We start from the raw sequence: 19,153 nt of genomic DNA, 5'->3' as shown, positions 1-19,153 counted from the left end.
CTTCCATGTGCCACCGATGTCCCGGTTTTCCGGGACAGCGCAGGGCCGAATGGCGCGCATTATCCCGGTGCTGCGAGGTTCTAGCAAACATTGGTAAATAATTGTTCACGATTTATTGAACCTTGCGAGGGGAAGGTTACGGATTGTGCTTGACCCCCGACAGAAATGGGTTGTCGGAGCTTTCCTTTTTTAGCGTATGGGACCGGCTTCCAATGCAGTGATCAACGAGGTAGCTAACAGGCGCTTTTGCCCTCTACACTCGGGCATTCATTGATACCCGGAGGTTTCCCCATGCGGCGTGTGGTGTTCAATCAAAAAGGCGGGGTCGGCAAGTCCAGCATCGCCTGCAACCTGGCGGCGGTCAGCGCCAGCGAAGGCTATCGAACCCTGTTGGTGGACCTCGATGCACAAGCCAACTCTACCCAGTACCTCACCGGGCTGACCGGTAACGATATCCCCATGGGAATCGCCGATTTTTTCAAGCAAACCCTGTCTTCCGGGCCGTTTTCCAAGAAGAACAAGGTGGATATCTACGAAACGCCGTTCGACAACCTGCATGTGATTACCGCAACGCCGGAGCTGGCCGACCTGCAACCCAAGCTCGAGGCCAAGCACAAGATCAACAAACTGCGAAAGTTGCTGGACGAACTGAGCGAAGATTACGACCGTATTTACCTCGACACGCCGCCGGCCCTGAACTTCTATGCCGTCTCGGCGCTGATCGCCGCCGATCGCGTGTTGATCCCCTTCGACTGCGACAGCTTTTCGCGCCAGGCCCTTTACGGCCTGCTGGCGGAAATCGAAGAATTGAAGGAAGACCACAACGAAAGCCTCGAAGTGGAAGGCATCGTGGTCAACCAGTTCCAGGCCCGCGCGAGCCTGCCGCAGCAGATGCTGGACGAGTTGATTGCCGAAGGGTTGCCGGTGTTGCCCGTATACCTGGCCAGCTCGGTGCGCATGCGCGAGTCGCACCAGGAGAGCAAACCGCTGATTCACCTGGACCCACGGCACAAGCTGACGCAGCAGTTTGTGCAGTTGCATAACTTGCTTGAGAGCACTTGAGGCAAGATTCAGCTCAAAAAAACTGTGGGAGGGAGCAAGCCCCTCCCACATTGATATTTACAATGTCATGATTACTTTAATAGCACTCGCGCCCTGAACGTTCTCAAGAGCATAACTACTGAATTCATAAATTCTTCCGCGAGTGGATAGATAGAACGTGCCATCTACTATCTGTGCAGAGGTATCTGGATTTTTGGTTATCAAGAAAGGGTTGATTTCTTTTAGTGCTTTCAACGCTTGTTCATCATCCTCAACTTCCTTCGAAATATAGTAGCGATAAGAAAAGGCTACTGTTGCTCCCCCGCGATTGTCGCGGGCTCCGTAGATGAGTTGCCGTTTCCGAGCGATTGTTTATATACAAGCTCGTCTAAGTTGACTTCTGAGGGAGAAATTAGCCAGCTTGCGCTCAGGTAGAGCAGGCAACCAACCAATAAGATATTACATATGCCCTGGGTCAATGAGTTAAACATTCCTGGTCCTGTCGATTGGGTATGCGAATAACTTAACGAGTGTTTACTTTGTGCGGCGCATTTGGAGTCTAGCAAAGATTCCTCATGCATACCTCACGCCGACTGTCACTTCGTGAGTGACCAAGTTAAGTGCGTTCCTGCGTACGGCACGGTGTATATGCGGAGAATTTTTTAGAGAAGATTCGTGTTTATTCACAGTTTTCCGCCAAATTAAGGCACGCAGAGCCCCACACTCTTTAGGCTCTCCTTTGTGTTCGGGAATTTCTCTTACAAAGGCTGTAGGACAGCTCTGCAATAGCGGGCAAGTCTTGTCTCGTTACCTACAACTACGCCAGAATCCGCCGGCTTGTGCGTCTGAATGGGGGCTCTAAGGTTTGCCGGTCGCTGAATGTTCAGCGATCGGGTTTAGTAGCCCGAAGAGCGTCGTAAAGTGCACAAGCTTCATCCAGCAGATTCTGTCTGTGCTTGATGGTGGCTGTGCGTAGGGCACCTTCGGGTGCGCCGGCTTTGCGCCGTTCCCCCGGTCTACTAACCTGCGTACAGCTGCCACCCCTTGTTTAGTAGCGAGGTGAGGGCGGGCCAATCCGGGAATGACCATGACAGCTAGCAATCTTTACAACATCACACCCAACCTCCCCACCGAAACGCTAGTCCTTAACAGTTACGAAACCCCCTCCCACATTGGACTGCGCCGGTTTCAAGGGCGGGTTACACCCCTTGGCTTCGCAACCAGCTCATCAGCTGCGGCAGTGGAAACGCTCCACTCTGGCGCGCCACTTCCCGGCCATTTCTGAACAGGATCAAACTCGGAATCGACCGAATCCCCAACTGCGCCGACAACTGCTGGTTCGCTTCACTGTCCAGCTTGGCCAGCCGGCATTTGCCCTCGAGCTGCCTGGCCGCCTGCTCGAACACCGGCGCAAACGACTTGCACGGCCCACACCACTCCGCCCACACATCCACCAGCAACGGCAAGTCGCCCTTGATCTGGCTGGCGTAATCGCCCTGTTTCAGCTCAAACGGCTTTTTCAGCAACACTGGCTGTTTGCAGCGCCCGCATTTTGGGGCATCGCTCAGGCGTTCACCGGGGATGCGGTTGAGGCCATTGCAATGAGGGCAGGGGATTACAAGCGGTTCGGACATGGTGGGCTCCTCGGATTTGGCCAATGGGTTCAATCTGGAGCCGGACGGTCGGTTTATCAAGCCTCTACAAGAAGTGACAACCCATGAACGACGATCTAAAACTCGCGATTGAACACTGGCCCTTTGTTTCATCGCTGCTGACCAAGCCCCAAAACGAACGCGACTATGACGGCTTGGTGAAAGCGCTCGATGATTTACTCGATATTGTGGGCGAAAGCGAAGCTCACCCGCTGAAAGGGCTGCTGGATATCATGGCTGACTGGATCGAAGGCTACGATCATGAGCATCGCCCAATGCCCGTCGCCAGCGGGGTCGACGTGTTGCGCTCGATGATGCGAGAGCATGGCCTGAGACCCGGCGATCTTTCGGGCATTGGCACCCAGGCCGTCGTCGCTGAAATCGTCGACGGCAAACGCCAGCTCAACCTGCGGCAGATCCGCTGGCTGGCGGATCGATTTGGCGTGTCGGTGGAAACGTTTATCTAGACGCACCTTTGAACACATACACGCAGGTGTCGTCCACCACCCCTGCATTATCGACCCGTGCATTGGACAGCACCGCCTCGCATTCGAACCCGCACCGCTCTGCCACGTTGATGCTGCGGGTGTTGCGGCGGGCGGTGGTGAGGTCGATTCGTTTGGCGTTGAAGAACTCAACGGCGAGGTCGCGCACCAGGGCGCAGGCTTCGCTGGCGTAGCCTTTGCCCATGCTGTCGGTGCCGATCCAATAGCCGATTTCCAGGTGCGGGATGCGCAGGTCACGGATAAACAGGCTGATGCAACCGACTAGCGCGTCGCAGCTGTTGTCGATAATCAGGAACTTGTATTCGTTCTGATCGGCGTTGAAGTTATCCACAGCCGTTTGCAGGTTGGCGCGGGCATCTTCCAGGCTGTTGCGGCCGTTTGCCCACACCAGAAAGTCGGTGTGGGGCTGGGTGAAGTCCTGAATCAGCCGGTGCATCTGCTCTGCCTTGTCGATTGTCGGCGCGGCAAGCTGTAAATGGGTGCTGCGTAACAGTGCTGCTGGTATGTCGGAAAACCTCACGATCCGCCTCCTTACGACGAACAACTGATCTCCAAATGCTTGCCCCAATCGGGCGGGCGCTGCGCGTACTGTTCCATTCCCACTTGTTCTTCGAACGGTTTGGTCAGCACCTCATGCAATCGCCGAACCTCGCTGTCATCTCCTGACTCGGCGGCGGCGATGGCGTTTTGTGCCAAATAGTTGCGCAGGATATACAGCGGGTTAACCGCGTGCATCCGTGCGCGGCGCTGTTCTTCACTGTATTCCCCGTCCCGCGCAACACGGGCCTTGTACTGGTCGGCCCAGGCGTCAAACCCCGCTCTATCGACAAAATCATCGCGCAACCGCGCTACGGCCAGTGCTGGCGATTCATCGCCCAAGCGGCGGAAGAACAGCGTGTAATCCACGCCACTGTTCTGCATCAGCGCGAGCAGCCGCTCCACCAGCTTTTGATCTTCCTCTTCGGCGGTCGTGAGCCCCAGTCGGCGGCGCATCAGGTCCAGGTAGTGGGCCTGGTACAGCGGCAGGTACAGACCCAGCGCTTCCTTCAACGCGTCCACGCTGATAAACGGCGTGAGTGCCTGGGCCAGCGCGCTGAGGTTCCATTGGCCGATGGGCACCTGATTGCTGAAGGAGTAGCGCCCTTCGTGATCGGAGTGGTTGCAGATGAAGTGCGCATCAAAGTCGTCGAGAAACGCGAAGGGGCCAAAGTCGAAGGTGATGCCCAGGATCGACATGTTGTCGGTGTTCATCACGCCATGGCAGAAGCCGTAGGCCTGCCACTTGGCGATCATCTCGGCGTTGCGTTCGACGATTTCGCGGAACATGGCCAGGTACGGCTCGGGCTGCTCGCGGCATTCGGGGTAGTGCAGGTTGAGTACGTGCTCGGCAAGCTCTGCCTGCTGCTCGGGCTTTTTGGTGTAGTAGAAGTATTCGAAATGGCCGAAGCGGATATGGCTCGGGGCCAGACGCAGGACCATCGCGCCGCGTTCCTGTTTTTCGCGCCACACCGGCGTGCTGGAGCCGATCACGCACAGCGCGCGGCTGCTGGGGATGCCCAGGGCATGCAGGGCTTCGGAGGCGAGGAATTCGCGAATCGAGGAGCGCAGCACGGCGCGACCATCGCCCATGCGCGAGTAAGGCGTCATGCCGGCGCCCTTCAGGTGCAGGTCCCAGTGCTCGCCCGCCGCGTTATACACCTCGCCCAGCAGCAGTCCGCGCCCATCGCCCAGTTGCGGGCTGTAGCCGCCAAACTGATGCCCGGAATAAACCATCGCCCGCGGTTCTGCGGCTTCCCACAATTTATGGCCGCTGAACAGTTCGGCGAATACCGGCGTTTGGGCCACGGCCGGGTCGAGGTCGAGCAACGCCATGGCGGCATCGCTCGCCACCACAAGGCGCGGTTCGTCGAGGGGGTCTGGCAGCACGTGGGTTGAGAACGCATCGCCCAGGCGTGCGAAGCGGTTGTCGAAGGTCAGTTCGTCGAGGGCTTTCACCGGCCATCTCCAGCAGAATGTCCGAGCATTCTGCTGGGGAAGGACGGTTTAGTCGAGTTTGCTCGGCGGCGGCTCCGGTGCGTCCACCACGTTGGCGGCAGGCGGTTCGGGTACTTCAGGCTCTGGAACCGGGCCGACAAGGGTCTTGTGTTCGTCTTCCACTGGCACCAGCTTGTATTCCTGCCCGTGCATGTTTTTCAGGTACACCTCCATCTGGCGGAACGAGATGTTGATGTGCTGCTTTTTGAATTCGCTGTTGATGTAGCGGTTGACCTCGTCCAGCACCGGGTTGCGGTCGCCCAGGTCGCGCACGTGCATGCGCAGCTCGTGGTCAAGGGTGCTTTCGCCAAAGTTGAGGAAGTACACGTGGGGTTCCGGGTCTTTCAACACCCGTGGGTTTTCCCGCGCGGCCTTGAGCAGCAATTCCCTCACCAGATCGAGGTCGGAGCCGTAGTCCACCCCGAGTTTCAAGGTGACGCGGGTGATGGTGTCGGTCAGCGACCAGTTGATCAATTGCCCGGTGATGAAGGTTTTGTTCGGGACGATGATGTCCTTGCGGTCGAAGTCGGTGATGGTGGTGGCGCGGATGCGGATCTTGCTCACCGTGCCCGACAGGTTGCCGATGGTGATGGTGTCGCCGATGCGCACCGGACGCTCGAACAGAATCATGATGCCGGAGATGAAGTTGGCGAAGATTTCCTGCATCCCGAAGCCGATACCCAGTGACAGCGCCGCGACCAGCCACTGCAACTTGTCCCAGCTCACGCCGAGGGTGGCGAGGGTGGACACAATACCGAAGCCGGCAATCACGTAGGACAGCAAGGTGGTGATGGCGTAGGCGCTGCCCTGGGCCAGCTCCAGCTTGGACAGCACCAGCACTTCCAGCAGACCGGGCAGGTTGCGCGCCAGGGCGAAGGTGATGCCGACGATGATCAGCGCGCCGAGCAGGTCGCCGATGCTGATGGGCACCATGCTGATGTTGGCGCCGGTGCCGCTGGTGTATTCGTAGAGCGTGACGTTGTCCAGGTAGGAAAATACCGAGATCAGGTCCGACCACACCCAATACAGCGCGGCGATAAAGCCTCCCAGCAGGGCCAGGCGGATCAGGCGCAAGGATTGTTCGTTGACCTTTTCGATGTCCAGGGTCGGCTCTTCAACCACCGCTTCGCCTTCACCGGCTTCCTTGGCGGCCTGGCGTTTGGCCAGGGCCCGCGCGTAGGCCAGGCGCCGCGCGGCAACGCTGAGCCAGCGCACGAACGTGGCTTCGATCACCAGCCACAACATCAGCAGGTACAGGGTGTTGATCAGGCGGTCGCTGAGCTTGAGCGCGGTGTAGTAGTAGCCGAAGCACACCGCGACAAACAGCGCGACGGGCAGGGCGGTAAACAGAATGCCCGCGACCTTGCGAAACAGTGAGGCTTTCTCGTGGGTCGGGCTGTTGAGCAGCAGGCGGCTCAGCAGCCAGGCCATCAAGGCGTAGCAGGTGAGCACCACGGCGATGCCCAGCACGTCGTCGGCCAGCGCCGCCGGTTGGTGTTCGGCAATCGCCACCACTGCCACCAGGGCCAGCACCACCAGCCCGAGCTTGCGTACCCAGCCTTGCAGAAATTGGACCTGGGGTTTCTCCCAGCGAAAGTGCAGTTCGGCCACGCCGCCCGGCGCGAGGATGCGATAGGCGGTGTAGAACACCAGCCATGCCTGGGCAAGCTGCAGCAGGGCCGAGCCCAGGTTGGCGTTTTGCCCACGGGCGTCGATCTGCAGCGCATAGCCGCACAGCGCCAGGCCCAGGGACACCGGCATCGCCAGCAGGATGTTGATCAGGAGGGCCTGGGGCGTGTGCCACTGGCTGTCGCGCTTGAAGTGGCCGATGTCCAGGTGGACCCGGTTCAAACGGTGGTACAGCGCCTTGCGCCGCCACAACAGCGCGCCGATCAACAGCAGCAAGGGCAGAAACAGCAGCGGGCGTTGGGTCAGGCCGTCATACAGTTCGCTGACGCTGGAGGCCCACGGCAGCGTGGTGATCTGCTTGCTCAGGTGCGCGGGTACGGTTTCCAGCCACTCGGCGTCCAGCGGCTTGTTGCTGGGGATCCAGAACATCTGCTCATCGAGCGTGGCGCGCAGGGTGGTGGCGGTGCTCAGCAGTTGTTTCTGATTCAGTTGCAGGGTGATGGATTCGTTGAGCAGGGCGCTCAGCTCGCGGCTCAGGCGTTCGAGCAGGTCGCTGCGGGTGACCGCCAGTTCCAGCAGGGTGCGTCGCAGTTGCGGGGTGACGTCGTCTGGAGGCTGATTGGCCAGCAGTTTATCCACATACGCACTGGGCGAACTGATCGACTCGCGCTGTTGGTTGACCTCGAACTGGTACAGGCGAATGTTGGCGATATCGTCGGCCAGATCGCGGTCCACGGTAAGGTGGGGCAGGGCCTGCTTCTGTTTATAGAGAATCTTGGAGAGCAGCAGGCTGCCCTTGAGCACGTTGATCTGCTCGTCCAGCGCCGAATCGCTTTGGGTGACGGTGTCCAGTTGCTGCTTGGTCTGCAGGTTTTTCTGGGTCAGATCGTTGAGGCGGTCGGTACTTTTGAGCAGGTAGTCGGAGAGTTTCAGGTTCTCGGCGCTTTCGGTCGCGAGGATGCTGCTGCCACCGGCTTTCTGCGCTTCGATGGATTGTTGGGTGACCGTCTGTTGCGACTGGGCCAGGCGCTTCTGGTTGATCAGGGTTTGCAGGTCCTGGATTTCCTGTTCCAGGCGTGCGGTTTTTTCCTGGATCAGGTCGTGCTGGCTGTTGCCCAGGTCTTGCAGTTGGCTATTGCCGGCCAACTCCTGACGGCGCAAGGGGATCAGCGCATTCAGCGCGGCGAGTTCGGCGTTCAGCTGGTTGCGCTGGTCGGCGTTGATCGCCTTGCCGTTATCCTTGCCGGTCTTGAGGATCGAATTGATCTGCAGGATGCGCGTCTGACTGCTGCTGATTTCGGTCTGGGCGCGTTCCGGGCGGGTTTGGGCGGCGATGGTCAGGCTGTTGGCGTCGGCCAGCGCCTTTTGCAGATCGCCTTGCTGCGTGGTGCGTTGCACCAGCAGTTGCTCCAGCTGCGACACCGGCTGGTTGGCGTAACGTTGGGCCACGGGGATCGGCTTGGTGGCCTTGAGGCGCGCCAGCTCGCGCTGGTTGTCGATGGTTTCGCGCGGCGCTTCGGCCAGCTGACGCTTTAGGTCAGCGAGGCGCTGCTCGTAATCCTGCTGGTTGCCCAGGTAGGTCAGGGTCTGTTGCAGGATGCCCTGCAACGCCTTCATGTCGGCGTCGGGCAGCTTGCGGTCGGGCAGCTTGTCCAGGGTTTGCTGGATGGCGTCGGCGCTGGGCGGTTCGGCAGCGTTGACGGTGCCGACGCAAAGGGTCAGGCCCAGCAGGGCGGAGGCGAGAAAAGTGCGCAGGGTTGGCATAGAGACCGGTCGTGCTAGGTGAAGAATCGGGGGGCGTCGTGGCCCCGCAGTTTAGAGGAAGAGTCCGGGACCCGGGCGACTTCCTTCGGGGAATTTGACGCCGACTTTTCCGATTCTGTTCCCGTCCATGACCGCGACCGTCCATAAGGTGTTGTTCCACTCCACCTGGTCGCCCACCACCGGCGCGCCGCCGACCTTTTGCGTGATGAAGCGGCTGAGCGGCATGTCCGGGTCGATGCCGTCGAGCTTGAGCCCGTACAGGGCCGAGACCGCGCCCAGCTGGGCGTCGCCTTCAAGGACGAAGTCGCCGAAGAAGCGCAGGTCGAGGCCGCGTTGCGGCGCCTGGCTGAACAGCTTGCCGAGGGCCGGCAGGTTGTGTTCGTGGCCGATCACGCAGAGCAGATCGCCGACTTCCAGCACCGTACTACCCGACGGATGGAGCAGTTGCTGACCACGGAACAGCGCGGCAATCCGTGTGCCCTCGGGCATTTTCAGTTCGCGCAGGGCTGCGCCGATGCACCATTTCTCGGCGCCCAGGCGGTAGACGAACAGCTCCCACTCGCTGGTGACGTGCACTTCCAGGGCGGCGCGGGAGATGGGGGCGGGGTCTGGCGGAACGGTGACTTTGAGCAGCTTGGCCACCCACGGCAAGCTCGTGCCCTGCACCAGCAGCGAGACCAGCACGATAAAGAACGCCAGGTTGAAATACAGCTGTGCATGGGGCAGGCCGGCCATCAGCGGGAACACCGCGAGGATGATCGGCACCGCGCCACGCAGGCCGACCCAGGCGATAAAGGCCTTTTCGCGGCCGTGGAAGGCCTTGAACGGCAGCAGGCCCACCATCACCGACAGCGGCCGCGCAAACAGAATCATCCACAGCGCCAGGCCCAGGGCGGGCAACGCGATAGGCAGCAAGTCATGGGGGGTGACCAGCAGGCCCAGCACCAGGAACATGCCGATCTGCGCCAGCCAGGCCATGCCGTCGAGCATATGCAAAATGCCATGACGGCTGCGCACTGGCCGGTTGCCGATCACCAGGCCGCACAGGTACACGGCGAGGAAGCCGCTGCCGTGCAGCGCGTTGGTCAAGGCGAACACGAACAGGCCACCGGCGATCACCAGGATCGGATACAGGGCCGCCGCCAGGTTGATGCGGTTGACCATCTGCAGCATCAGCCAGCCGCCGCCCAGGCCGATGATGCCGCCGATGCCGAACTCGCGCACCAGGTGCGTCAGCAGGCTCCAGTGCAGGCCGGTCTGGCCGCTGGCGAGCATGTCGATCAGGGTGACGGTGAGAAACACCGCCATCGGGTCGTTGCTGCCGGATTCGATTTCCAGGCTGGCGGTGACCCGTTCGTTCAGGCCCTTGCCGCCCAGCAGCGAAAACACCGCTGCGGCGTCGGTGGAGCCGACAATCGCGCCGATCAGCAGGCCTTGAATGATATTGAGGTCGAACAGCCAGGCCGCCGCCATGCCGGTGAGGCCAGTGGTGATCAGCACCCCCACCGTAGCCAGCGACAAGGCCGGCCACAGCGCCACGCGAAAACTCGCCACCCGCGTGCGCAGGCCGCCGTCGAGCAGGATCACGGCCAGGGCGAGGTTGCCCACCAGGTAGGCGGTCGGGTAGTTATCGAAAATGATGCCGCCGCCGTCGACGCCGGCGACCATGCCCACGGCCAGGATGATCACCAGAATCGGAATACCCAGGCGGGACGAAAGAGAGCTCACCAGAATGCTTGCGCTCACCAGCAACGCGCCGATCAGGAACAGGCTGTTGATGGTTGTCGCATTCAAAGGCAGTTACTCCGTGAGCAAATCAGGACGGGGCGCAAACTGACCATGCAGTCTGCGTGCCAGCGATTCTAACCTGTTGAATTGCTGCGCTGTCAAAAAGCTTTTTCCGATTCGCACAGATCAAATGCGGGAAGGACTGGCTCTCGATAGCGGTGTGTCGGTATCAAATCTACCGACTAACTATTTCAGGAAACCCCTATCCCTTTGGCGAGCAGGCTTGCCCTGCGTTGGGGTGCGAAGCGCCCCCAATTGAGGAAAACGCGGTGTACCTGATAGTGCTCAGGGTCTGGGTTTGGGGCTGCTGCGCAGCCCAACGCGGGCAAGCCCGCTCGCCACCGTTCGAAGACCTTGAGGGCCCCACATGTTTGAACCGGTGCAGTCAGTCAGAGGCGGAAGCGGCCCACCATCCCGTTCAAATCCACCGCCAGGCGCGACAGCTCGCTGCTTGCTGCGCTGGTCTGGCTGGCGCCGGTCGCCGATTGCACCGACAGGTCACGGATATTCACCAGGTTGCGGTCCACTTCCCGCGCCACCTGCGCCTGTTCTTCGGCGGCGCTGGCGATCACCAGGTTGCGTTCGTTGATTTCCACAATCGCCGTGTTGATGGTATCGAGCGACAGCCCCGCCCCCTTGGCGATGCTCAACGTCGATTCGGCGCGTTCGGTGCTGTTGCGCATCGAATCCACCGCGTGTTCGGTGCCGGACTGAATGCTGCCGATCATGCGTTCGATTTCGCTGGTTGATTGCTGGGTACGATGGGCCAGCGCCCGTACTTCGTCGGCCACCACGGCAAAGCCACGCCCGGCTTCTCCGGCACGTGCCGCTTCAATCGCCGCGTTCAGGGCCAGCAGGTTGGTCTGGTCGGCCAGGCCACGGATCACGTCGAGCACCTTGCCGATATCGCGGGACTCATTGGCTAGTTCGCCGATCAGGGTGGCGGTGGCTTGCACATCACCGCTCATGCGCTCGATGGCGCTCACGGTTTCCTGCACCAGGTCACGGCCGTCACCGGCAGACGTCGTGGCGTTGCGCGACGCTTCGGAGGTGCTGACGGCATTGCGCGCGACTTCCTCCACGGCGCTGGTCATCTCGTTGACGGCGGTGGCGGCCTGTTCGATTTCGTTGTTCTGCCGGGTCAGGCCACGGGCGCTTTCGTCGGTCACGACGTTCAGCTCTTCGGCTGCCGACGCAAGCTGGGTGGCGGAGCCGGAAATGCGTTGCAGGGTGTCGCGCAGTTTTTCCTGCATCTTGGCCATGGCCGCCAGCAGGCGACCGGCTTCGTCGTTGCCGTCGACCTTGATCGGACGCGTGAGGTTGCCTTCGGCGATTTCTTCGGCGGCCTCCAGTGCCTGAGAGATCGGCGAGGTGATGCTGCGGGTCAGCAGCCAGGCGAACACCACCGTCATCAGGGTGGTGATCGCCAGCAGGCCGACCACCAGATTGAAGGCCGAGCTGTACTGATCCGTGGCCTCCTGATTGGTGGCCAGGGCCATCTTGTTATTGATGTCGAGCAACCGCGCCAATACCGCGTTGACCTGCTCGGAATTGCTCAGCAGCTCGGTGTTGAGCAATACGCGCAGTTCGTCGATCTGGTTGGCCCGGGACAAACTCTTCATGCGCTCTTCGATCTGGTGGTACTGGCCGAGCAGACGCACGTATTCGTCGTAGGCGGCGCGTTCTTCCTGGCCTTCGATCAGCTTTTCATAGATGCCCTGGGCCGAGCGGATCTGCTGGTTACGCAGGTCGAAGGCTTCCAGGGTTTTCTGCTGCACGTCCGGCTCGCGGTTGGTCAGCAGGCGGTACGACAGCACCCGCAGGCGCAGGGTCAACTGGGTGAAATCATCCAGGGCGCGAATGCTGGGCACGCTGGCCAGGGTGATGTCTTCGGTGGCCGCGCGGATCTTGCTCATCTGGTTCAGGGCGAACGCGCCGAGAAACAACATGAGTGCACCAATCAGCGCGAAGCCCAAAAAGGCTCGCGGCGCGATATTCATATTACGAAGAGACATGCTGGAATCCTGGGGTGAAGCGCGATCCATGCGGCCATGAGACGGGGTGTGCATGCGCTATCGGCACAGTGGCCGAAGTCTGAAGCGGGCGTGCGCTTTTGTCGCAGCCGGTCAGGGCTTTGATCGATTCAGGAACCAGATGGGGTTATTGCAGTCACTAAGGCTCGAAAGCGTGGCCCGGCCCCGGAATATCGGGCTGCGTGCCGGGGATAAACCCTGGCATCCGAGGTGAATTTTCTTTATCGTCACCGCCCTTTTAAAAAGCTCGAGAAATCAAAATGTTAGAAGCATCACTCAGCCAACTGGAACAACTGGTCAGCGACCTGGTACAGCACAATCAAGCCCTGCTGAGCAGCAACGAATCCCTCAAGGCGGAACTGGCCAGCGCCAGGGATGAAAACGACAGCCTGCAACTGAACCTGATGGAGCAGGAAGAAAAGCACGGCGCCACCGCCGCGCGCATCCAGGCCTTGGTTGAGCGCGTGAGCGCAGGGCCTGTGAGCGCATGAACGATGGGATAAAGGTCGTTTCGATTCTCGGTGAGGATTACTCGATCAAGGCGCCGGCCGGGGAAGACCAGACCCTGTTGCACGCCGTGACGATGCTCAAGGCATCCCTGGCCACCACCAAGAAAAAGTACCCGACCCTGATCGGTGACAAATTATTGGTACTGGCCGCGCTCAATCTGTGCGCCGAGCAGATCGAGATGCAGCAGCGTCACCAGCAGGAACTCGACCGTTACCAAGAGCAAGTCAGCGCCACGGTCGAGGTGATTTCCAAGGCGATCCAGTCCTAGAACCACTCATCCTGCATCCCCAGGCACGTGTCGTCGCGCGCCTCCAGAATGTCCAGTTCGTGATGGCAACCCGGTACTTCCCAGGTCAGGAAATACCGGGCGGCCTGGCGCTTGCCTTTATAGAAGGCTGCGTCCGCGGCATTGCCTTTGGCCAGCCCTTCCTCGGCGCGAATCGCCTGTTCCAGCCAGCGCCAGCCGATCACCGTGTGCCCGAACACTTTCAGGTACAGCGCCGAGTTCGCCAGGCTGCTGTTGACCTTGCCCTGAGCGAGGTCGCTGAGCAGGCCGAGCGTTACGCCTTGCAGCCGGGTGACCAACTGTTCCAGCGGTTCGCGTAGCGCGGTCAGTGACGGGTGTTCCTGGGCCCGTGCGCCCGTCTCGGCGATCAATCGAATCAGTTGCTTGAGGCCTGCGCCGCCATTCTGCGCGAGCTTGCGCCCCAGCAAGTCCAGCGATTGAATGCCGTGGGTGCCCTCGTGGATCGGGTTCAGGCGGTTGTCGCGGTAGTACTGCTCCACCGGGTATTCGCGGGTATAACCGTGGCCGCCGAGGATCTGGATCGCCAGTTCGTTGGCCTTGAGGCAGAACTCCGACGGCCAGGATTTGACGATGGGGGTGAGCAGGTCCAGCAGTTCATGGGCCTGCTTGCGCTCGGTGTCGGTGGCCAGCGTGGTGGTGTCATCGAACAGCCGCGCAGCGTACAGGCCCAGGTCGAAGGCACCTTCAACGTAGGCTTTCTGGGTGAGCAGCATGCGCTTTATGTCCGCGTGCTGGATGATCGATACCGGCGCGGTGCCCGGGTCCTTGCTGTCCGGCAGACGACCTTGCGGGCGTTCGCGCGCGTAGTTCAGGGAATACAGATAACCGGCGTAACCAAGCATCACGGCGCCCATGCCCACGCCAATCCGCGCCTCGTTCATCATCTGGAACATGCAGCTCAGGCCCTGGTGCGGTTTGCCCACCAGATAACCGACGCAGTTACCGTTATCGCCGAAGTTGAGCGCGGTTGATGTCGTGCCGCGCCAGCCCATCTTGTGAAACAGCCCGGCCAGCAGCACATCGTTGCGCTCACCGAGGCTGCCGTCGTCGTTGACCAGGAATTTGGGCACGATAAACAGCGAAATGCCCTTCACCCCGGCCGGCGCATCCGGCAGCTTGGCCAGCACCATGTGCACGATGTTTTCCGACAGCGGGTGGTCGCCGCCGGAGATGAAGATCTTGTTGCCCTTGAGGCGGTAGCTGCCGTCAGCCGCCGGCTCGGCGCGTGTACGAATATCCGACAGGGACGAACCGGCGTGGGGTTCGGTGAGGGCCATGGTGCCGAAGAAACGCCCGTCGATCATCGGCTGCAGGAAGCGCTGCTTCTGCTCCTCAGTGCCGAAGCTCTCGATCAGGTTGGCGGCGCCCATGGTCAGGAACGGGTAGGACGTGGACGCAGCGTTGGCCGACTGGAAATGCGCGAAACAGGCTTGCGACAGCAGGGTGGGCAGTTGCATGCCGCCCGCTTCGAAGCTGCGTGCTGCGTTGAGGAAGCCGGCTTCGAGGAACGCCTCCACCGCCGGTTTCACTTCCGGAATCAGGATGGCGTTGCCGTCTTCGTAGCGCGGTTCGTTTTCATCGTTTTTGCGGTTGTGCGGCGCGAAGTACTTTTCGGCGATGGAGCGCGCGGTGCTGATGGCCGCATCGAAGGTTTCGCGGTTGTGCTCGGCAAACCGCTCGCGCTGGGTCAGGCCCTCGGCATCGAGGACTTCATACAGCTCGAAAGCCAGATTGCGGGAACTGAGCAGCGTCTCGGACATGGCGGCTTACCTTCTAAGGGAATGGCCTGAGTCTAAGTGCGCCAATAGAGGCTGGATAGCAAGATTGATTTGCGTGATGGAAGAGCAGAACGCAGACCCAATGTGGGAGGGGGCAAGCCCCCTCCCACATCTTTACCGCATTTCGTCAGTTAGCCGATGGTCATCAGGCTGGCGTTGCCGCCTGCCGCGGCGGTGTTCACGCTCAACGCGCGCTCGATGACCAGACGCTCCAGGGCAATCGACGTTTCACCCTGTGACAAACCATGCACCCCGACAATCGCCCCGCCACGCTGCGCCACTTGCTGGCACACCGCGCGCAGTTGGTCGGAGTCGCCATGGTGCAGGACCGCGTCGAACACCACCTCGTCTTTGGTCCAGTCGGCCACGCGCTTGATCTTCGCCTGAATCTCCTTCGGCAGGCGTGGGAACAAGGCCTTGGTCAGGTCGGTTTCCGGCCATACCGCCGAGCCGCCAACGGCCAAAACCGCCGCCAGTTGGGTCAACAGATCGCCCTCTATTTGCGCCAGGCACAACACGTGCTCGCGGGGCAGGATGGCGTAGCTGTTGCGTTCGCCGGTCGGGCCCGCCAGTTGGCGGGTGATACCGCTTTGCGATTGCGCGGCGAACTGAGAGCACAGGGCGCTCAGTTCGCTGAAGGTGTGGCTGTCGGCCCAGGTTTTCAGGGCGTTCAGTGGCGCGCTCATGGCATCGCGCAGGCGTACGTCCGGTGCGGCCAGGTTGTCGCCGCGCACGAAGGATTGCTCGATGGCATCCGTAGGACGGGTCGACAGCAGGCGGTACAGGTACAGCGGGCCGCCGGCTTTCGGGCCGGTGCCCGACAGGCCTTCGCCGCCGAACGGCTGCACGCCGACCACGGCACCCACAATGTTGCGGTTGACGTAGACGTTACCGGCATTGACGTTGTCGATCACCTTGGCGATGGTCTCGTCGATACGGGTGTGCACGCCCAGGGTCAGGCCATAGCCGGACGCATTGATCTGGCCGATGAGCTGGTCGATCTCCTTGCGCTTGTAGCGCACCACGTGCAGCACCGGGCCGAAGATCTCCCGTTGCAGCTCGTCGAAGCTTTCCAGCTCGATCAGAGTGGGCATCACGAAAGTGCCGCGCTTGATTTCTTCGCCGTCGGCAATCGCCACCTGATACACGTTGCGGCCTTTGTCGCGCATGGCCTGGATGTGTTTCTCGATGCCGGCCTTGGCTTCGGCGTCGATCACCGGGCCGATGTCCACCGACAGGCGCTCCGGGTTGCCCAGGCGGCATTCAGCCATGGCGCCCTTGAGCATTTCGATGACGCGGTCAGCCGAATCTTCCTGCAGGCACAGCACACGCAGGGCCGAGCAGCGTTGGCCGGCACTGTCGAACGCCGAGGACACCACGTCGATCACCACTTGTTCGGTGAGCGCCGAGGAGTCAACGATCATCGCGTTCTGGCCGCCGGTTTCGGCGATCAGCGGGATCGGACGACCCTGGGCATCGAGGCGACCGGCGACATTGCGTTGCAGCAGACGCGCGACCTCGGTGGAGCCGGTGAACATCACGCCTTTGACGCGCTCATCGCCCACCAGACGGGCACCCACGCTTTCGCCCTGGCCCGGCAGCAGTTGCAGTACGCCTTCAGGTATGCCGGCTTCCAGCAGGATGCGCACGGCTTGGGCGGCGACCAGCGGCGTCTGCTCGGCTGGCTTGGCCAATACCGGGTTGCCGGCGGCCAGTGCGGCAGCGACTTGACCGCTGAAGATCGCCAGCGGGAAGTTCCACGGGCTGATGCACACCACCGGGCCGAGGGGGCGATGGGCGTCGTTGGTGAAGTCGTTGCGCGCCTGCACCGCGTAATAACGCAGGAAGTCCACGGCTTCGCGCACTTCGGCGATGGCGTTGGCGAAGGTCTTGCCGGCTTCGCGGGCCAGCAGGCCCATCAGCGGCTGGATTTCGCCTTCCATCAGGTCGGCGGCGCGTTCCAGGATGGCAGCGCGTTCGGCAGGCGGGGTGGCCTGCCAGATCGGGCCGGCGCTGATGGCGCACTGGATTGCATTGTCGACGTCTTCGATGGTGGCTTCCTGCACGTGGCCGACGATGTCACGCAGGTCGGACGGGTTGAGCACCGGCGCCGCCGCCTGATCGCTGGACGCGCAACCGAGCATCGGCGCGGCTTTCCAGTCGTTGTGGGCCGTGGCGAGCAGGGCGCAGGACAGCGACGCCAGCCGATGTTCGTTGGCCAGGTCGATACCGGCCGAATTGGCGCGATCGCTGCCGTACAGGTCGCGCGGCAACGGGATACGCGGGTGCGGCAGGCCGAAGCCGCCTTCCAGCGTGGCCATTTGCTCGATGCTGGCCACCGGGTCGGCCACCAGCTCCTGAATGGAGATGGACTGGTCGGCAATGCGGTTGACGAACGAGGTGTTGGCGCCGTTTTCCAGCAGGCGGCGCACCAGGTAGGCCAGCAACGTTTCGTGGGTGCCGACCGGGGCGTACACGCGGCACGGACGGTTCAGCTTGCCCTCGGATACCTTGCCCACCACTTGCTCGTACAACGGCTCGCCCATGCCGTGCAGGCACTGGAACTCGTACTGGCCGGGGTAATAGTTCTGACCGGCGATATGGTAGATGGCTGACAGAGTGTGGGCGTTGTGCGTGGCGAACTGCGGGTAGATGGCTTCCGGCACCGACAGCAGTTTGCGGGCGCAGGCAATGTAGGAAACATCGGTGTACACCTTGCGCGTATACACCGGGTAGCCTTCGAGGCCTTCGACCTGGGCGCGCTTGATTTCGCTGTCCCAGTACGCGCCCTTGACCAGGCGGATCATCAGGCGATGACGGCTGCGGCGCGCCAGGTCGATCACATAGTCGATTACATACGGGCAACGCTTCTGGTAGGCCTGGATCACAAAGCCGATGCCGTTCCAGCCGGTCAGCTGCGGCTCGAAGCACAGGCGTTCGAGCAGGTCCAGGGACAGCTCCAGGCGGTCGGCTTCTTCGGCGTCAATGTTCAGGCCGATATCGTAGTGCTTGGCCAGCAGGGTCAGCGAGAGCAGGCGCGGGTACAACTCGTCCATCACGCGCTCGTACTGTGCACGGCTGTAGCGCGGGTGCAGGGCCGACAGCTTGATGGAGATGCCCGGGCCTTCATAAATCCCACGGCCGTGGGACGCTTTGCCGATGGAATGAATGGCTTGTTCGTACGACGCGAGGTACTTCTGCGCATCGTGTTCGGTGAGCGCGGCTTCGCCGAGCATGTCGTAGGAATAGCGGAAGCCCTTGGCTTCGAACTTGCTCGCATTGGCCAGGGCTTCGGCGATGGTTTCGCCGGTGACGAACTGTTCGCCCATCAGGCGCATGGCCATGTCGACGCCCTTGCGGATCATCGGCTCGCCGCTTTTGCCGATGATGCGACTCAGGGACGAGGTCAAACCCGCCTCGTTATGGGTAGCGACCAGCTTGCCGGTCAACAGCAGGCCCCAGGTGGCGGCGTTGACGAACAGCGACGGGCTGTTGCCCAGGTGCGGGTGCCAGTTGCCGGTGCTGATCTTGTCGCGGATCAGCGCGTCGCGGGTGCCCTTGTCCGGGATGCGCAGCAGCGCTTCGGCCAGGCACATCAGCGCCACGCCTTCCTGGGACGACAGGGAAAACTCCTGCAGCAGGCCCTGGACAATCCCGGCACGGCCGCCAGCGCTTTTCTGATTGCGCAGCTTCTCGGCAATCGAGGCGGCCAGCGTGTTGGTGGCTTCGGCCATCGACGCCGGCAGGCGTGCCTGTTCGATCAGCATCGGCACCACTTCCGGCTCCGGTCGGCGGTAAGCGGCGGTGATCGAGGCGCGCAGCACGGACTGGGGCAGGATGCTTTCGGCGAACTCAAGGAAGCACTGGTGTGCGTGGTCGGCCTGGACCTCGCCCGCTTCATCGGCTTCCTTGCTGCTCAAACCGTTGAGCTCGGTCAGGGTTGCACCACCCTCCAGTTTCTCCAGGTAATTGAAAATTGCCTGCTTGATCAGCCAGTGCGGCGTGCGATCAATGGAGGTCGCGGCGGCCTTGAGGCGTTCGCGGGTCGGGTCGTCGAGTTTGACCCCAAGGGTGGTCGTAGCCATTTTCTTATCCTCATGGGTGCCACTAA

Annotated in this window: 12 protein-coding genes and 1 pseudogene; 4 read left to right on the top strand and 9 right to left on the bottom strand. The window is 61.4% G+C overall.

Going from position 1 to position 19,153, the window contains the following annotated elements; genetic code table 11:
• Nucleotides 1-291: 291 nt before the first annotated feature.
• Nucleotides 292-1,062, top strand: coding sequence for a ParA family protein (locus TU79_RS13690; RefSeq protein ID WP_003237260.1), 771 nt, complete (start codon nt 292-294; stop codon nt 1,060-1,062).
• 1,178 nt (nt 1,063-2,240) lie between these two features.
• Here the strand turns inward: TU79_RS13690 and trxC are convergent.
• Nucleotides 2,241-2,675 carry a thioredoxin TrxC gene (gene trxC, locus TU79_RS13685; protein WP_057008477.1) on the bottom strand — a complete coding sequence of 145 codons (435 nt, stop codon included), beginning with the start codon at nt 2,673-2,675 and terminating at the stop codon, nt 2,241-2,243.
• A gap of 83 nt (nt 2,676-2,758) precedes the next feature.
• Between trxC and TU79_RS13680 the strand changes: the two genes are divergently transcribed.
• Nucleotides 2,759-3,160, top strand: coding sequence for a helix-turn-helix domain-containing protein (locus TU79_RS13680; RefSeq protein ID WP_057008476.1), 402 nt, complete (start codon nt 2,759-2,761; stop codon nt 3,158-3,160).
• Here the strand turns inward: TU79_RS13680 and TU79_RS13675 are convergent.
• From TU79_RS13675 to TU79_RS26930, 6 genes and pseudogenes are all read right to left on the bottom strand, one after another.
• Complete coding sequence (locus tag TU79_RS13675) at nt 3,153-3,719, bottom strand: GNAT family N-acetyltransferase (RefSeq protein ID WP_082638495.1); 567 nt, start codon at nt 3,717-3,719, stop codon at nt 3,153-3,155. The genes TU79_RS13680 and TU79_RS13675 overlap by 8 nt on opposite strands.
• 11 nt (nt 3,720-3,730) lie before the next feature.
• The gene (gene selO, locus TU79_RS13670; protein ID WP_057008474.1) at nt 3,731-5,194 is read right to left on the bottom strand and encodes a protein adenylyltransferase SelO; all 1,464 of its coding nucleotides are present in this window, start codon (nt 5,192-5,194) and stop codon (nt 3,731-3,733) included.
• 48 nt (nt 5,195-5,242) lie between these two features.
• On the bottom strand, nt 5,243-8,626 hold the full coding sequence (gene mscK / locus TU79_RS13665; protein ID WP_057008473.1) for a mechanosensitive channel MscK: 3,384 nt from the start codon (nt 8,624-8,626) through the stop codon (nt 5,243-5,245).
• Between the two features lie 51 nt (nt 8,627-8,677).
• Nucleotides 8,678-10,420: a potassium/proton antiporter gene (locus TU79_RS13660; RefSeq protein WP_057008472.1), complete on the bottom strand. Its 1,743-nt coding sequence runs from the start codon at nt 10,418-10,420 to the stop codon at nt 8,678-8,680.
• Nucleotides 10,421-10,803: 383 nt separating this feature from the next.
• The gene (locus TU79_RS26935; protein WP_428839035.1) at nt 10,804-11,667 is read right to left on the bottom strand and encodes a methyl-accepting chemotaxis protein; all 864 of its coding nucleotides are present in this window, start codon (nt 11,665-11,667) and stop codon (nt 10,804-10,806) included.
• A pseudogene (locus tag TU79_RS26930) lies at nt 11,659-12,414 on the bottom strand (MCP four helix bundle domain-containing protein); the annotation flags it as partial. The gene TU79_RS26935 and the pseudogene TU79_RS26930, both read right to left, overlap by 9 nt.
• A gap of 293 nt (nt 12,415-12,707) precedes the next feature.
• Here TU79_RS26930 and TU79_RS13650 point away from each other — a divergent pair.
• Both TU79_RS13650 and TU79_RS13645 read left to right on the top strand, forming a co-directional pair.
• Complete coding sequence (locus TU79_RS13650; protein WP_057008470.1) at nt 12,708-12,938, top strand: hypothetical protein; 231 nt, start codon at nt 12,708-12,710, stop codon at nt 12,936-12,938.
• Nucleotides 12,935-13,225 carry a cell division protein ZapA gene (locus TU79_RS13645; RefSeq protein WP_057008469.1) on the top strand — a complete coding sequence of 97 codons (291 nt, stop codon included), beginning with the start codon at nt 12,935-12,937 and terminating at the stop codon, nt 13,223-13,225. The genes TU79_RS13650 and TU79_RS13645 overlap by 4 nt, the downstream gene beginning before the upstream one ends.
• On the opposite strand, the gene TU79_RS13640 is transcribed toward TU79_RS13645, so the two are convergent.
• Together TU79_RS13640 and putA are read right to left on the bottom strand one after the other, a co-directional pair.
• The gene (locus tag TU79_RS13640; protein WP_057008468.1) at nt 13,222-15,024 is read right to left on the bottom strand and encodes an acyl-CoA dehydrogenase; all 1,803 of its coding nucleotides are present in this window, start codon (nt 15,022-15,024) and stop codon (nt 13,222-13,224) included. The two genes, TU79_RS13645 and TU79_RS13640, sit on opposite strands and share 4 nt — an antisense overlap.
• Before the next feature lie 149 nt (nt 15,025-15,173).
• Entirely contained in the window at nt 15,174-19,127 is a 3,954-nt protein-coding gene (putA, locus tag TU79_RS13635; protein ID WP_057008467.1) for a trifunctional transcriptional regulator/proline dehydrogenase/L-glutamate gamma-semialdehyde dehydrogenase, read from the bottom strand.
• Nucleotides 19,128-19,153: the final 26 nt, after the last annotated feature.

The sequence above is a fragment of the Pseudomonas trivialis genome (genome assembly GCF_001439805.1).
Classification (GTDB): Bacteria; Pseudomonadota; Gammaproteobacteria; order Pseudomonadales; family Pseudomonadaceae; genus Aquipseudomonas; species Aquipseudomonas trivialis.
Note: the sequence above shows the minus strand (reverse complement) of the source record. Positions and strands in the feature narration are given on the sequence as shown.